The sequence below is a fragment of the Synechococcus sp. CBW1002 genome (assembly GCF_015840915.1).
Classification (GTDB): domain Bacteria; phylum Cyanobacteriota; class Cyanobacteriia; order PCC-6307; family Cyanobiaceae; genus CBW1002.
Map to the genome: position 1 here is coordinate 1,623,844 of NZ_CP060398.1, position 12,968 is coordinate 1,636,811.

Sequence of the window (12,968 nt, forward strand, 5' to 3'; positions counted from 1 at the left end):
GCAGATCCTGACACGGGAGACTGGCCGCTCAGGCTTCGCGGCGGCCGGTTGGTGTCACGGCAGGAGGAGCGGCCCCAGGGCTCGGGTCAATCCTCGAGGTCCTTGCGGCTGGGGGTACGGCTGGGATCGCTCGCCAGGAAACCGAACACGAAGATCCCGATGAAGAAGAAAACGACGGAGTAAACCGAGATCTTGAGGGCGAGCATGGTCTGACCTGCTGGGGCAGGGGCGAGGGAGACAACGGGTGACAGGGAGTGACAGGCTCCGGGAGGTGCCTCGCAGGCCCTGCGGCAGCCGCATCATCCTATGGGTCCTGGCCGGCCATCCAAAATGCCCGAGGGCCCTGAGCAACAGGAATCCCCCCGGATTGAAACGTTTCAGTCATGTTCGCGCCTGGAGCTTCAGCCCCTCTGGCTCTGCCCCTGGCCCGATGGCTCGGAAGCTCCGGCCCTGGCCCACCCGTGGGCGCCGCAGGCCCGGCCCGACTGGACAGCCCGCGGCCTGATCGTCTGGCCGCGGGGCCAGCAGTGGTGGCGGCTGCGGCTGCGCCTGAGCTGTCCTTCCGCCTGGGTTGACCTGGCTGGGGCGGCGGAGGCCCGTCTGGTGCTGCGCTGGTGGGCCGATCGCGCCGAGCTGTGGGTGAACGGCACATGCCGGCACCGCGGTGATCTGTTCGACACCGCCTGTCGCTGGCTTCTGCCGCGCTCCTGGTGGCAGGGCGAGCCGCTGGAGCTGGAGTTGCGGCTGCGCAGCCCCCTCCACGACGACGGCGCCCTGATGCACAGCCGCCTTGAACTCGAACCGACCGACCCGGCCGATCCCCAGGGGCTGCTTGCCGAGACGGCCGCCGCTCTGGTGAAGCTGCGCCAGGGGCGGACCCTGCCGCTTGCCGCCCCAGTCTCCCTGGAGCCAGGCCAGCCGGGGTTTCATGTGCTCGGCCATGCCCACCTCGACCTGGCCTGGCTGTGGCCCGTGGCGGACACCTGGCAGGCGGCCGAGCGCACCTTCGCCTCGGCCCTGGATCTGATGCAGCGCTTCCCGCAGCTGCATTTCGGCCATTCCACCCCGGCGCTCTACGCCTGGTTGGAGCGGCACCGTCCGGCCCTGTTCGAGCGCATCCGCGCCGCCATGCGGGCCGGTCGCTGGGAGCCGCTCAACGGTCCCTGGGTCGAGACCGATTGCGTGCTGGTGAGCACGGCCTCCCTGCTGCGCCAGTTCCAGGAGGGGCAGCACTACAGCCAGGCCGCGTTCCCCGAGTGGGAGCACAGCCTCTCCTGGTTGCCGGACAGCTTCGGCTTCGGGGCCGGTCTGCCGGCGGTGGCGGCCGCCACCGGAGTGCGCTGGTTCTGCACCCACAAGCTCGCCTGGAATGCCTCCACTCCCTTCCCCCACCGACTGTTCCGCTGGCGCAGCCGCGGCAGTGGTGAGGTCCTGGCGCTGATGACGGCGCCGATCGGCACCGATGGCGATCCGGAGGCGATGGAGCGCTACCGGCTGGAGTGGCAGCAGGCCAGTGGCCACGCGACCGCCCTGTGGCTGCCGGGGGTGGGTGACCACGGCGGCGGCCCCACCGCCGAGATGCTCGAGCAGCTGGCCCTCTGGCAAGCCCAGCCCGAGGCGGCGCCCCAGCGCCACGGCAGCCTGCGCCAGTACCTGGCGGATCTGGCGCCGTTGGCGCCGACGCTGCCGGTGTGGCGCGACGAGCTCTACCTGGAGCTGCACCGTGGCTGCCCCACCAGCCGGCCAGACCAGAAGCGCCACAACCGCAGTCTGGAGCGCCTGCTGCGGGAGGCGGAGCTGGCCCAGGCGCTGCTGCAGGGTGGCAAGGCAGACGGAGTTCAGACCGAACGAAGCCAGCTGGCGGGGGCCGAAACGGACCTGCCGGACTGGCGCGACCTGCTGTTTCAGCAATTTCACGACATCCTTCCCGGCAGCTCGATCCCGGAGGTGTTCGAGCAGGCGGAGCCCCAGTGGCGCCGCGCCCGCCGCAGGGCGCGCCGGCAGCGGGATCAGGCTCTGGGGCGCTGGCTGGGGGCTGCAGTGGCGGGGGAGGCTGGGTCGGTTGGCTCGGCCACTGGAGCAACGAGTCAAGATTCGGCGGCGGCCGGCCAGAGGGACGACCAGGCGTCCGACCACACGGCCGAACAGAAGAATGACCAGAGGTGGTGGATCGCCCAGCTCCAGCCCCTGGCTGCGGCCTCTTGCACCGTGCGGTTGCCTGCGGGCCAGTGGAGCCTGCCGGGGCCCGCAGGCGATCAGCCCATCACCAGCCAGCCGGCCGCGTCCGGTGGGGTGTGGGTGCAGCTGCCCGTTCCGGCAGGTGTGACGGCCCTGCCCCTGTGGCGAAGGCCACCGGGGCGAAGCACGGTCGGACCGGACCCCGCCCCGCGCCCTGTCGCCTCCGGTGTCGAGGCGCTAGCCCTGCGGGATCCTGTACGGCTGGAGCCCGATCCGGAACGGGGGAGCGACCGCTGGCGGCTTTCCAATGGACTCCTGAGTGTGGCGGTCGGGCCCGCGGGTGTGGAGCAGCTCTGGGATGCCAGCGGCGCGGCCCAGCTCGCTGCGCCGCTGGCCTGGCGGCGCTATGCCGATCGCGGTGAGTTCTGGGATGCCTGGGATCTGGCGGCCGACTACCGCGACCATCCCCTGCCCTGGATCTGGGACGGGCCGCCGCAGTGGCTGGAGCGGGGGCCCCTCTGCGCGGCGTTCCGCTGGCGGGGCCGCTGCGGTACCAGCCCACTGCGGCTCGATGGGCGCCTGCGCGCTGGCAGCCCCTGGCTGGAGCTCAGCCTCGCGGTGAACTGGCGCCAGCGCCATGAACTGCTGCGACTCGAGGTGCCGCTGGCCTGGCCTGCCGTTCGCTGGGCCACCGACACCAGCGGCGGCGTGATCGAGCGTCCAGCCGAGCCCCAGACCAACCGCGAGCGCAGCCGCTGGGAAGTGGCGGCGATCGGCTGGCTGGCGGCGATCGGTGCCTCGGCTGCTGGGGGGGGCGAGCCTGGGATGGCGGTGCTCCTCGATGGACCTCAGGGGGTATCGGCCAGCCAGCAGGCGCTGGGGGTGTCGTTGCTGCGGGGCCCCACATGGCCCGATCCATCCGCCGACAACGGCTGGCAACGCCAGCAGCTGGCGCTGATGCCCTGCGCCGGAGGCTGGCGCCGCGGAGGAGTGCCGGCGGAGGCCCTGCGGCTGCGCGAGCCCCTCTGGGGGCGCCCCACGGCTACGGCCGGAGCCCCCAATCCGCCACCCGGTTTTCCCGCCCTGGCCGAAGATCTGCAGATGATTGCCTTGGCGCCCGATCCGGAGCTCGGCGTGGTGCGCCTCACAGTGCAGAACCTGGGCCCTTGCCGGCGCTGGCTCGATGTCGGGCCCGACTGGCAGCTGCTGGAGCGGGGCGACGGTCTGTTTCAGCCGCTGCCGCAGGAAACGGGAGCTTGGGTGCAGGCAGCGGTGCTGGGGCCCTGGGAGTTCGGCTTCTGGCGAATCCGCCGGCGGGCCTGAAGGTCAGGGTTGGCGCTGAGCTGAGAACTGCACTGGCGACACCGGTGACGATTCCGGGAACCGGTGTTCAGTCCTCGTGATCGTCGAAGGGATCGGTGAGTTGCTTCGAGGGCGGCCCGAAGGCCTGGTAGACGCCGAAGCCTGTGAGGGCCAGTAACACTGCCAGCACGGTGAGGGCAATGGAGAGGGCGGGCGAACCTGTGGATTCCATACGAGTCTCGAAAGCTGTCGCAGGCGGCCCTGGTGTGACCTTTAGAGTACCCGTCACGATTCCTTGATCGAGAGGACTGAGCTCCATGGCCCAACGCACCCCCCTCGGAAATCTGCTGCGACCCCTGAATTCCGAATACGGCAAGGTCGTTCCCGGCTGGGGCACCACCCCGGTGATGGGGGTGTTCATGCTCCTCTTCCTGGTCTTCCTCCTCGTGATCCTGCAGCTCTACAACAAGTCGCTCCTGCTCGAGGGCATCACCGTCAACTGGAACGGCGTCGGCTGATTCCTGACCCAGCCGCATTTCCTGCATGAATTTCTTCGGTATCGGCTTGCCCGAACTGGCGGTGATCGCCGCTATTGGCCTGCTGGTGTTCGGGCCCAAGCGGCTGCCTGAACTGGGCAAAACCCTGGGTCGGACGCTCAAGGGTTTTCAGTCGGCCTCCCAGGAGTTTGAGAAGGAGTTCCGCTCCGCGATCACCACCGAGCCGGAGCCGTCTGCGACCCCGGCGTCACCGGCGCTTCCTGAGGGGTCTGCGCCTGCAACGGCCAGTGGAGAGGTTGGGTCTGCCATGGCCAGTGGGGAGTCAGCCACGCCAATGGCCTGAAGCCTTGCCACTCCTTGTCACAAGCCTTTCGAAAGGTTGTGCTGTCTTCTCGAGGGGCTGAGCGGTGTTGCCCATCCCCCGCGCCGTAGCCTCGGGCAGACCTTTTCGGGGGATGTTTCCCTGCAATCCGTGAGTCCAACGCCTCCGGTGACCACCGAGACCACGCTGCCTGGAGTGGACCTGCGGCTGCTGGTCGGCTTGGGAAATCCGGGTTCCAAATACGTCGACACGCGTCACAACGTGGGCTTTATGGCCCTCGAACGCCTGGCACGCCAGGAGGGCGTCGGGTTTCGCCAGCAGGCCAAGCTTCACGGCTTGCTGGCGGAGGTGGGCCATGGCGATCGGCGCCTGCGGCTGCTGATGCCGCAGACCTTCATGAACGACAGTGGACGCTCGATTCGTGCAGCCCTCGACTGGTTCGACCTGAAACCCTCCCAGATGCTGGTGGTGGTGGACGACATGGATCTGCCCTTCGGTCGTCTGCGCCTGCGTGCCAGCGGAAGCGCCGGTGGACACAACGGCCTGCGCAGCACGATCCAGCACCTCGGCGCTCAGGAGTTTCCGCGGCTGCGCATCGGCATCGGCGCTCCAGCGGAGCATCCCGTCGAGCGCCGGGCCCGCACGGTGTCCCACGTGCTGGGGCGCTTCTCGGCGGACGAGCAGCCTGGCCTGGCCGCAGTGCTCGATGAGGTGGTGGCCGGCATCGACCTGATCCGCCGGCTCGGGATCGAGCGGGCCGGCAACCGCCTGAACAGTTTTTCGCTTCAGGCTGCGGCAGCCTGATGTCTGCCATGGGCTTTTGTCAGCCTTGATCTGCCTGTCGTGAGCCCTTCGCCGTGATGTATCCCTCGTGAGCCGCCTGCCCGCCACCACCGCCCAGCTGCGGGTCCTGCGCCAGAGTTTCAGCCAGCGGGTGCTGGAGGGTGAGGTGTCCGCCGGCGGGTTCCAGTGGACCTTCTGCTGGGCCTTCGATCGTGGTGAACTCAACGTGGAGCCCTCCCTGGGCCGCGCCCTGATCCAGGACGCTCTGCTGCGCTTTCTGCTCCAGGCCGATTACCAGCTCGAGGCCGGCGGCGACTACGCCTTCACCGTGCGCGCCAGTCTCTGAAATCGGGCTGGGCATCCCGGGCTCAGCGCGGAGCCGGACCTCCCCTTCTGGATCAGGAGCGCGGCAGGGTTCGACCCAGGAACCGTTCGAGCAGCAACTGCGCCACCACATCATCCCAGTCGCGGGGCGGCTGCCGCAGCCCTCGGGGCAGGCAGCGCCGCCAGCCCCGAGGCGGGAACAGCTCCCAGAAACGCTGCCGCGCCGCCAGGGTGCTGCCATGCTCCTCCACCACATGCACAGCAGCGATCGTCGCGAGTCTTGTCTGCCAGTGCCGGCAGCCGGTGCCGTTGCCCAGCACGATCTCAGCCACCAGCCCCTCGGCGCACCAGCTGTTCAGTTGGTGCCAGGTCGCTTCCGGGGTCAGCACAGCCGCCGCCACAATCCGCTGCCCCGTGGCATCGGTGCACACCAGGCCGCACTTGCTGCGGCCCGGATCCAACCCCGCCAGTCCGGCTCGCTGCTGCGGTGCATCGCCGTGAGGGATTCGATCACTCGGCTCGGGTGAGGCGTGGGTGGCCATGGCACGGCGTTCAGGGGCGTCCGTTGCGTGGCCGGATCCAGCGGAGCTCCACCACGATCGGATCGGGAGTGTCGGCATCCTGCACGGCCACGGCTTCCAGCTGGGCCGCCTGATCTTCCGGTCGCTCGCTCAGGGAGCGGGCCAGCTGGTTGAGCAGGGCCGCGTCGAACTGCAGGCCATCGGTGATCGAACCCTGGCGCTGCACCTTGGCGTAGGCGGCAGCGAGCAGCAGGTTCAGCCGGCTGTTGACCTGCTGGGGGCTGTGCACCTCCGGTTCGAGGCTGGTGGTGGCCAGCACGTCGCCCGCCCGCGCCACGGGGCGGTTCGGCCGCAGGTCTGGAAAGGCCAGCACCTGCTGCTCACCGCGCAGCACGTTGGCGGCCGAGAGCAGGCTCACCACCCAGGAGCCGGGGCGGGCCAGCAGAGTCTCCAGTTTGGCGATGTCGTTCCTTGGCACCAGAAGGATCTGGCGGTCCGGCGGCTCCCCCGGCAGCACCCGCTGGAACGCGAGCCGGTTGGCCTGCTGCAGCAAGGTGTTGATCACGTCCCGGGCCTGTTCCGGTCGCTCCAGAGTCACCTTGGCGGTGGCCAGGGGCTGGCCGCTGCTGATCACCACATCGCCGCGGCGCAGGGCGATGATCTTGGTTTCAAGGCCCTGGAGTTCCTTCTCCCCTTCCTTGATCTGCTCCTGCACCGCCGCCAACTCGGTTTCGGTGCGGCGGATCTCCTGGTCCCGGTTAGCCACATCGCGGCTGAGGCGATCGCGCTCGGCCTCCAGCCGGGCACGCTGCTGCTGCAGGGGCAGCAGTTCGCGCCGCAGTTGTTGCAGCCGCTTCTCCGCTTCATCCCGCTGGGCCTGGGCCCGTTTTCGCTCCCCTTCCACCCGCTTGGTGGCCGCCTGGGCTCGGCGGCTGGCCTGCTGGGCGGTGGCGCTGGCGGCCTGGGCACCGACCAGGTCGCGGCGGCTGCGTGCCAGATCGTCGCGGCTCTGCTGCAGCCTCTGCTCCAGCTGGTCCAGTTCGAACAGGCCCACCCGCAACCTTTGGCTCACCAGAAGCATCAGGCCCAGGGACATGGCACTGATCAGCGATCCGGTGAGCACCGTGATCAGCACGGCGGTGCGGCGCGGTCGCAGGTTGAACAGGCTGAGGCGCGCCTTGCCCACGCGGCTGCCGAGCCGATCACCGAGGGTGGAGAGCACGCCGCCCAGCACCAGCAGGACCAGGATCAACAACCAACCCGTCATCGCTGCCTCACCACGCCGTCGTTCCGCTGTCAGCCTTCGGATCCGGGGGATCCGAAGGCTGCATCCTGCAGCACAGACCCCGTCGTCCGACACGGTGCGGACAGTCTGGGGAGGCGTCCCGCCGGGTCTGATCCTTGGCCTGTTCCGGTGTCTGTGGTCCGGTCGGTGCTTCTGGGTCGTTTAATGTCTGGCCCGCCCGGCTTGCACCGCGATGGTTCCGGACTTCATGGTGATCGGGGCCCAGCGTTCCGGCACCACCTGGCTGCACAGGGTTCTCAGCCAGCATCCGGATCTGTGGCTCACGCCGGTCAAGGAGCTCCACTACTTTGACAAGCCCCAGATCCGCTTCGGCGTGTTCGACGCCGATGAGCGGCGACGCGCCAGGTTCTGGGACCTGAAGCGTTTCGCCCGCGATCCCCGCTGGTTCGGCCGCTACTGGTTCCTGCCGCGCAGTGATGCCTGGTATTGCCGCCTGTTTGGTCAGGGACGTCGCCAGGGCAAGCGGGTCGGCGAGATCACCCCCGCCTACGCCACCCTGGAGCGGCCGGTGTGGGAGCGGATGCAGCGTCTGGCACCGGAGCTGAGGCTGGTGTTCGTGATGCGCGATCCCGTGCTGAGGGTCTGGTCGGCGATCCGCAACCGGGTCCGCAAGGGCCAGTTCGACGGTGAGGCCGACATTGCCGCTCTGCTGGAGCAGGCCCGCATGCCCGGCGCCGTGAGCCGTTCCAACTACCTCCGCACCATCGAGACCGTCGAGGCGGTGTTCCAGCCCGCTCAGTTGCACTGCTGCTTTTTCGAACAGCTCATCAGTGATCCTGCAGCCTTCGCCGACGACCTGTTCGACTTTCTGGCCGCGCCCCCTTTGAACGAGCGACTGCGTCTGCCGCCGGCCGTCAACGTGGCCGCCGGCGGCCGGGAACCCCCCCTGGGCTTTCAGCGGGAGATGGCGCGCGACTATCTACCGATGGTGGAGCGTCTGGCAGAGCGTTTCGGTGCCGTGCCGCAGGGCTGGCTGGATCGCTACCGCAATCTGCTCAGCTGACCTGGTTGGAGTGGAGGCGGTCAGCTGAAGCGTTTGGCCAGGGCGATCGGGTCGAAGACCGTGATCTTCTTGCGATCCACCTGCACCAGCCCGTCGTTGCGCAGGTCGCCCAGCAGCCTCGTGATCGTCACCCGGGTGGAGCCGATCGCCTCGGCGATCGCCTGGTGGGAGAGGCGCAGGTCGATCGTGATCCCCTCCTGACTGGGCACACCGAAATCGCGGCAGAGCACAAGCAGAAAGCTCACCAGCCGGGAGGACATGTCCCGGTGGGTGAGGGTTTCGATCATGGTTTCGGTCTGCAGGATGCGGGAGGACAAGCCCTGCAGCAGCAATAGCCCGACGCTGGCATCGCGCTCAATGGCCTGGCGGACCGAGGTGGCGGGAGCGGTCACCATCTCCACGCGGGTGAAGGCGATGGCGTGATAAAAGCGATCGGATCGCTGCCCGGTGAGCAGCGACAGCACACCGAACAGACTGTTTTCCCGCAGCAGTGCCACGGTGATTTCTTCACCGGATTCGTAGACCCGCGATAACCGCACGGCGCCGCGACGCAGCAGATAGACCCGTTCGGCCGGATCTCCGGGAAAGAAAATGGTTTTGCCACGCTCCACGGTCTCGACGCTGCTGCCGCCGAGACCGCGCATCACTTCGAGAAGGGTGGCTCCGGCTCCGCCGGACACACCCGACCCGGTGCCAGCGGAGCCGCTGGGGGGAGGGGGGGCGTAACGGCTGAAGCCGCGAGTAGCGCCGACCATGACGGCGGGGCAGGAACTGGGAAGCTACGGAGCGACCCTGCTCTTTCTTGTAGCAACCAACACGGTTGCTGTCAGGGCCTCCGCTTCCGCTCCCGCTCGCCAGCCCCTGGCGCTCTGGGCCTGTGCGGCTGTTGACGCCTGTCGCAGCCTGTGCCGCCGTTTCCGCGAAACCGTCTGTTCCCACCAGGGATGGTGTGTGTGGCTTGTCCAGGGCGCAGATGCCGCTACATTCAGGTTCCAGCGCAGCGTCCGATCCCATCGCTTCGGTCCCTGTCCAGGTCGGCCGGAATGATCCGCTCGCCCGGCCCCATCGCCCTCCGGGATGTCCATGACCGCCAGTCTTGCCAGCCCCCAGGGCAGCCATCGCCCCTCCCAGCGGGGTGACATCTCTGTCCGGGGTCAGCGGCTGGAGGCCCGGCCTGAGCAGCGAACTGACCCTGTCCGCCCAGCGACTCGCGCTGTAGTGCCCCTTCGGCCCGTGCCCCAGGCCGAAGGGCTGCTTCAGGTGCACACAGCCCCTTTCCGCGGCAGCTTCGGCGCCGTGTTCAGCCAGGCCCTGCGCACGGCGGGTCTGGGCAGTCGCGTCCTGGTGAGTCAGTTTCTCAAAGGTGGCGTGGATCAGGGGCTGGGCCGCAGTCTCTGGCTTTGCGGCCGCCTGCAGTGGCTGCGGCCGGCGGTGCCCGCCTGCCTTGCGGCGCCCCTGCAGGCTGAAGCCGAGCAGGACCTTGCCCTGGCGGCTGTCCGGGAGGTGTGGGATTTCAGCCGCCAGCAGCTGCTGGCGGGCGCCGTGGATCTGATGGTGCTTGATGAACTGGGGCTGGCGATCGAGCTGGGTTATCTGTCTCTTCTGGATGTCACCGAGGTGCTGGAACAGCGGCCGGCTCAGCTGGATGTCATCCTGACGGGCCCGGCGATGCCCGCCGCTCTGATGGCCATGGCCGATCAGGTCACCCAACTGCGCCGCGGCTGATGCTCAAGAACGACCGCTGGATCAAGGAGCGGGCCGATGCCGGCATGATCCATCCCTTTGAAGACCATCTGGTGAGGCATCTCGAACCCGAGACCTCCAGCGCACCGGTGCTCAGCTTTGGTTGTTCCTCCTATGGCTACGACCTGCGTCTGTCGTCGCAGGAGTTTCTGATCTTTCGCCATGTCCCCGGCACGGTAATGAACCCGAAGCGGTTCAATCCAGCCAATCTGGAGCCGGCCCCCCTGCATGAGGACATCGATGGCGCCTTTTTCATTCTGCCGGCCCATTCCTATGGCCTTGGCGTTGCGATGGAGAAGCTGAGGGTGCCGCCCAACATCACGGTAATTTGCCTGGGAAAGAGCACTTACGCCCGGCTTGGCATCATCGTCAACACCACACCCGCTGAAGCGGGGTGGGAGGGCCATCTCACGCTTGAATTCAGCAATTCTTCCGGCGCAGATTGCCGCATCTATGCCAACGAAGGTATCTGTCAACTGCTGTTCTTCGAAGGCGATCCCTGCGACACCACCTACCAGGATCGTGCCGGAAAGTATCAGGATCAGCCCGAGCGGGTCACCCTGGCCAGGGTCTGAACCGACTGGTAGCCCGGGCAATGAAGAGCCCGTCATCCTGCTGCTCTGCGGTCCTCATGGCCTGCCAGGCCATGAGGATCAATGGCGCCATGCTCTGTTCCGTGAGCGTCCGTTCAACCCCATGGCTCGCTGAATAGCGCCCAGGCAGGGAAAACCGCTGCTGCACAGGAGGACGGGCTGGTCGTTGATCCAGAACACTGGATCTGAGCCTGTGGTGGGTGCTGCCACTGCCGCCCCGGAGGTGTCGACCGGGGGGGTGCTGCTGCTCCCTGAGCCCGCGGCACTCTGTGGATTTCTGAGTGTTGCCCCGGACTCGTTGGAGAGGCGCTGGCGAATCTTGTCCAGGACTTGGCCATAGCCTGCCCCACCCTGCTGCTGCAGAATGCCTTGGACCGATCCGGCCCCTGCCGCATCCAGAAGCATCTGGGCATGGCCTGCCGATCCGGCCAGCCCGCCTGTGGCCACAGCCATCCCGAGCAGGGTCAGGAGCAGTGAGTCGCGGACGGGAGGGAACACGGGAGCTGCCAGGTAGAGAGGCGATCAGGCAACTTCAAGTTTGGCGAAGGATCGCTGCTCAGGGGGCAAGACGGGCCTTGTGCAGCCGGCTTTTCGCGTACCAGTCAGCAAATTCAGGTGCCCATCGCTCCAGGTGGGGCCACATCAGATCGCAGAGGGCGCGGATTTCCTGTTGGGCATCGAGCTTGGCCCGCAGATCGAGAAAGTGGAGGAAGGCCCGCAGCGAAAAGCTCACCACAAAGTGCTGGCGGTAATCGAATGGCAGGATGCCGCGGGCATGCTCTTCGGCAAAGCCAGCCGCCAGCAGGTCGCGGTAGCGCTCAGCGGCCTGTTGGCAGAGCTGCAGATCGATCGCCCGCTGCTCCTCGCTGTAGAGGTAGCGCTTGCCCTGACGGTCGCTGTAAGAGCCCACCGGCCGCAGGTAGAACACCTCCTCCAGCTCCATCGCCCCATCGGCGGCGCGGCAGATGCGTTCGCCCGTGTAACGCATCGATTGCACATCGAAGCTCACACCCACCCGATGCGTGCGGGCCTGCTGCATCACCGAGTGGGGGAACCAGCCCACATTGAGAACAATCTGCGCATGCTCCAGTGGTCCGAAGTGGCCGCGCTCACCTGCCAGCAGACGCTTGATGCAGATCTCCCCGGCCTTGGCCTCCTCGGGCCAGCTGCCGGGGTCGGCGGCGACGAAGCCCTCGCTGTAGTCCTGATGCATGGCCGCATAGACGCACCGCTGCGGCTCGGGAGTGGCGGCGATCAGGGCGACCCGGAAGCGGGGATCCATGGGGAGGGGCGTGGGTGCTTGGGTGGGCAGGGCGTCAGCCGTGGCTGCGGGGATCCGCCATCACGGCCGGTGCCTGGGCCGTGTCGGCCAGAGTGCTCACGGCGCCGACGCCGGCCAGGCGCGGCAGCGGCGTGCCATCGATCAACGCCTCGACCAGGGCGTTGAGCTCAGGGGCGCTGCGGGCTCCGAGGGAGCGGCCCACGGATTGCCCGTTGTTGTCGAACAGTTCCAGCTGGGGAATGCCATTCACCTCGTAGCGCTCGATCTCCGGCAGCCAGCGCGGATTATCGACATTGAGCAGCACCACGTTGAGGCGATCACGATGCTGCCGCTCCACCGCCTCCATGGCCGGCGCCATCGATCGGCAGGCCTCGCACCAGTCGGCGTAGAACTCCACCAGGCTGGGCCGGCCATTGCTCAGGGCCACCGGCAGATCCAGCGACCGGCGGGCCAGCTGCTCCAGCGGGGCTTCCGGATGGAGACCTCCCCGTAACCACACCAACGCCACCGCCAGTGCCGCGGCGATCATCGCCAGCAGCACACGCTCGCGTCGGCCCAGGGGGATCGAGGGCGGGGAAGGATCGCTTGGGTTCGCCATCTGCCGCAGGGAGCCGACCGGCACTCTGGCAGTTCAGCGTCAGCCCTGACCTGAAGACCTTGCTAGCGTCCGACCCGAAGGATGCGGCCCCGTGAAACGACGTCTCACGCTGCATTTCCCGCGGGAAGCGGTGCACCAGCCGATCACCTACCGGCTCGCTGTGGATTTCGACATCGCCGCCAAGATTCTGCGGGCCCAGATCGCGCCGAATCAGAGCGGCACCATGGTGGTGGAGCTCTCCGGCGACATCGACGAACTGGAGGCTGCTGAGGTCTGGCTGGAGAGCCAGGGGCTGGCGCTCAACCGTGCCCCTGGGGAGATTCGGATCGACGCGGATCGTTGCGTCGATTGCGGCATCTGCACCGCCATCTGTCCCAGTGGTGCCCTGCGCTGCGAAGCACCGGCCTGGAGGCTGAACTTCGAGGCGGACCGCTGCCTCGTCTGCGAGCAGTGCATCCCCAGCTGCCCGCTTGAGGCCATCGCCCTGGTGCTGGATCAGCCATGACCCTGGATCGG

General features: G+C 67.8%; 17 protein-coding genes. 10 read left to right on the top strand and 7 right to left on the bottom strand.

Translation table 11 applies throughout. The features are described 5' to 3' along the window. Positions 1-86 precede the first annotated feature (86 nt). The gene (locus H8F24_RS07695; RefSeq protein WP_006172424.1) at positions 87-206 is read right to left on the bottom strand and encodes a photosystem II reaction center protein I; all 120 of its coding nucleotides are present in this window, start codon (positions 204-206) and stop codon (positions 87-89) included. Between the two features lie 124 nt (positions 207-330). On the opposite strand from H8F24_RS07695, the gene H8F24_RS07700 reads away from it, so the two are divergent. Then, entirely contained in the window at positions 331-3,501 is a 3,171-nt protein-coding gene (locus H8F24_RS07700; RefSeq protein ID WP_197171642.1) for an alpha-mannosidase, read from the top strand. Between the two features lie 67 nt (positions 3,502-3,568). Here the strand turns inward: H8F24_RS07700 and psbN are convergent, their stop codons facing one another. Further along, a complete protein-coding gene (gene psbN, locus H8F24_RS07705; RefSeq protein ID WP_197157326.1) occupies positions 3,569-3,712 on the bottom strand; it encodes a photosystem II reaction center protein PsbN in 144 nt (47 codons plus the stop codon). Between the two features lie 85 nt (positions 3,713-3,797). Here psbN and psbH point away from each other — a divergent pair, with 85 nt between their 5' ends. The 4 genes from psbH to H8F24_RS07725 all read left to right on the top strand — a co-directional run bounded on the left by psbH (position 3,798) and on the right by H8F24_RS07725 (position 5,428). After that, the gene (gene psbH / locus H8F24_RS07710) at positions 3,798-3,998 is read left to right on the top strand and encodes a photosystem II reaction center phosphoprotein PsbH (RefSeq protein ID WP_197157324.1); all 201 of its coding nucleotides are present in this window, start codon (positions 3,798-3,800) and stop codon (positions 3,996-3,998) included. Between the two features lie 25 nt (positions 3,999-4,023). Further along, positions 4,024-4,320: a TatA/E family twin arginine-targeting protein translocase gene (locus H8F24_RS07715; protein ID WP_197157322.1), complete on the top strand. Its 297-nt coding sequence runs from the start codon at positions 4,024-4,026 to the stop codon at positions 4,318-4,320. 120 nt (positions 4,321-4,440) lie between these two features. Then, complete coding sequence (gene pth, locus H8F24_RS07720) at positions 4,441-5,103, top strand: aminoacyl-tRNA hydrolase (protein ID WP_370594817.1); 663 nt, start codon at positions 4,441-4,443, stop codon at positions 5,101-5,103. A 67-nt stretch (positions 5,104-5,170) separates the two neighbouring features. Then, positions 5,171-5,428, top strand: coding sequence for a DUF3146 family protein (locus H8F24_RS07725; RefSeq protein WP_197157320.1), 258 nt, complete (start codon positions 5,171-5,173; stop codon positions 5,426-5,428). Positions 5,429-5,480: 52 nt separating this feature from the next. Here H8F24_RS07725 and H8F24_RS07730 read toward each other — a convergent pair whose 3' ends face one another. Both H8F24_RS07730 and H8F24_RS07735 read right to left on the bottom strand, forming a co-directional pair. Beyond that, positions 5,481-5,948, bottom strand: a complete 468-nt coding sequence (locus H8F24_RS07730; protein WP_231598177.1) for a resolvase — start codon at positions 5,946-5,948, stop codon at positions 5,481-5,483. A gap of 10 nt (positions 5,949-5,958) precedes the next feature. Beyond that, positions 5,959-7,194 (bottom strand): DUF3084 domain-containing protein, encoded by a 1,236-nt coding sequence (locus H8F24_RS07735; RefSeq protein WP_197157318.1) that lies wholly within the window; start codon positions 7,192-7,194, stop codon positions 5,959-5,961. A gap of 211 nt (positions 7,195-7,405) precedes the next feature. Between H8F24_RS07735 and H8F24_RS07740 the strand changes: the two genes are divergently transcribed. Continuing rightward, positions 7,406-8,236, top strand: a complete 831-nt coding sequence (locus tag H8F24_RS07740; protein ID WP_197171644.1) for a sulfotransferase — start codon at positions 7,406-7,408, stop codon at positions 8,234-8,236. Between the two features lie 20 nt (positions 8,237-8,256). Here the strand turns inward: H8F24_RS07740 and ntcA are convergent, their stop codons facing one another. Beyond that, positions 8,257-8,991: a global nitrogen regulator NtcA gene (gene ntcA, locus H8F24_RS07745; protein WP_197157314.1), complete on the bottom strand. Its 735-nt coding sequence runs from the start codon at positions 8,989-8,991 to the stop codon at positions 8,257-8,259. Between the two features lie 328 nt (positions 8,992-9,319). On the opposite strand from ntcA, the gene H8F24_RS07750 reads away from it, so the two are divergent. The 3 genes from H8F24_RS07750 to H8F24_RS07760 all read left to right on the top strand — a co-directional run bounded on the left by H8F24_RS07750 (position 9,320) and on the right by H8F24_RS07760 (position 11,049). Continuing rightward, entirely contained in the window at positions 9,320-9,961 is a 642-nt protein-coding gene (locus H8F24_RS07750; protein WP_197171646.1) for a cob(I)yrinic acid a,c-diamide adenosyltransferase, read from the top strand. Beyond that, a complete protein-coding gene (dcd, locus tag H8F24_RS07755; RefSeq protein WP_197171648.1) occupies positions 9,961-10,554 on the top strand; it encodes a dCTP deaminase in 594 nt (197 codons plus the stop codon). The genes H8F24_RS07750 and dcd overlap by 1 nt, the downstream gene beginning before the upstream one ends. A gap of 348 nt (positions 10,555-10,902) precedes the next feature. Next, a complete protein-coding gene (locus tag H8F24_RS07760) occupies positions 10,903-11,049 on the top strand; it encodes a hypothetical protein (RefSeq protein WP_197171650.1) in 147 nt (48 codons plus the stop codon). 79 nt (positions 11,050-11,128) lie between these two features. Here H8F24_RS07760 and thyX read toward each other — a convergent pair whose 3' ends face one another. Both thyX and H8F24_RS07770 read right to left on the bottom strand, forming a co-directional pair. Further along, on the bottom strand, positions 11,129-11,854 hold the full coding sequence (gene thyX, locus H8F24_RS07765; protein WP_197171651.1) for an FAD-dependent thymidylate synthase: 726 nt from the start codon (positions 11,852-11,854) through the stop codon (positions 11,129-11,131). A gap of 34 nt (positions 11,855-11,888) precedes the next feature. Next, the gene (locus tag H8F24_RS07770) at positions 11,889-12,452 is read right to left on the bottom strand and encodes a thioredoxin domain-containing protein (protein ID WP_197157306.1); all 564 of its coding nucleotides are present in this window, start codon (positions 12,450-12,452) and stop codon (positions 11,889-11,891) included. A gap of 91 nt (positions 12,453-12,543) precedes the next feature. Between H8F24_RS07770 and H8F24_RS07775 the strand changes: the two genes are divergently transcribed. After that, positions 12,544-12,957 carry an NIL domain-containing protein gene (locus H8F24_RS07775; protein WP_197157304.1) on the top strand — a complete coding sequence of 138 codons (414 nt, stop codon included), beginning with the start codon at positions 12,544-12,546 and terminating at the stop codon, positions 12,955-12,957. Positions 12,958-12,968: the final 11 nt, after the last annotated feature.

Bases quoted from the DNA above. Each gene is read 5' to 3' on its own strand.
- H8F24_RS07695 (WP_006172424.1), bottom strand. From the start codon at position 206: ATGCTCGCCCTCAAGATCTCGGTTTACTCCGTCGTTTTCTTCTTCATC.
- H8F24_RS07700 (WP_197171642.1), top strand. From the start codon at position 331: ATGCCCGAGGGCCCTGAGCAACAGGAATCCCCCCGGATTGAAACGTTT.
- psbN (WP_197157326.1), bottom strand. From the start codon at position 3,712: ATGGAATCCACAGGTTCGCCCGCCCTCTCCATTGCCCTCACCGTGCTG.
- psbH (WP_197157324.1), top strand. From the start codon at position 3,798: ATGGCCCAACGCACCCCCCTCGGAAATCTGCTGCGACCCCTGAATTCC.
- H8F24_RS07715 (WP_197157322.1), top strand. From the start codon at position 4,024: ATGAATTTCTTCGGTATCGGCTTGCCCGAACTGGCGGTGATCGCCGCT.
- H8F24_RS07730 (WP_231598177.1), bottom strand. From the start codon at position 5,948: ATGGCCACCCACGCCTCACCCGAGCCGAGTGATCGAATCCCTCACGGC.
- H8F24_RS07735 (WP_197157318.1), bottom strand. From the start codon at position 7,194: ATGACGGGTTGGTTGTTGATCCTGGTCCTGCTGGTGCTGGGCGGCGTG.
- H8F24_RS07740 (WP_197171644.1), top strand. From the start codon at position 7,406: ATGGTTCCGGACTTCATGGTGATCGGGGCCCAGCGTTCCGGCACCACC.
- ntcA (WP_197157314.1), bottom strand. From the start codon at position 8,991: ATGGTCGGCGCTACTCGCGGCTTCAGCCGTTACGCCCCCCCTCCCCCC.
- H8F24_RS07750 (WP_197171646.1), top strand. From the start codon at position 9,320: ATGACCGCCAGTCTTGCCAGCCCCCAGGGCAGCCATCGCCCCTCCCAG.
- dcd (WP_197171648.1), top strand. From the start codon at position 9,961: ATGCTCAAGAACGACCGCTGGATCAAGGAGCGGGCCGATGCCGGCATG.
- thyX (WP_197171651.1), bottom strand. From the start codon at position 11,854: ATGGATCCCCGCTTCCGGGTCGCCCTGATCGCCGCCACTCCCGAGCCG.
- H8F24_RS07770 (WP_197157306.1), bottom strand. From the start codon at position 12,452: ATGGCGAACCCAAGCGATCCTTCCCCGCCCTCGATCCCCCTGGGCCGA.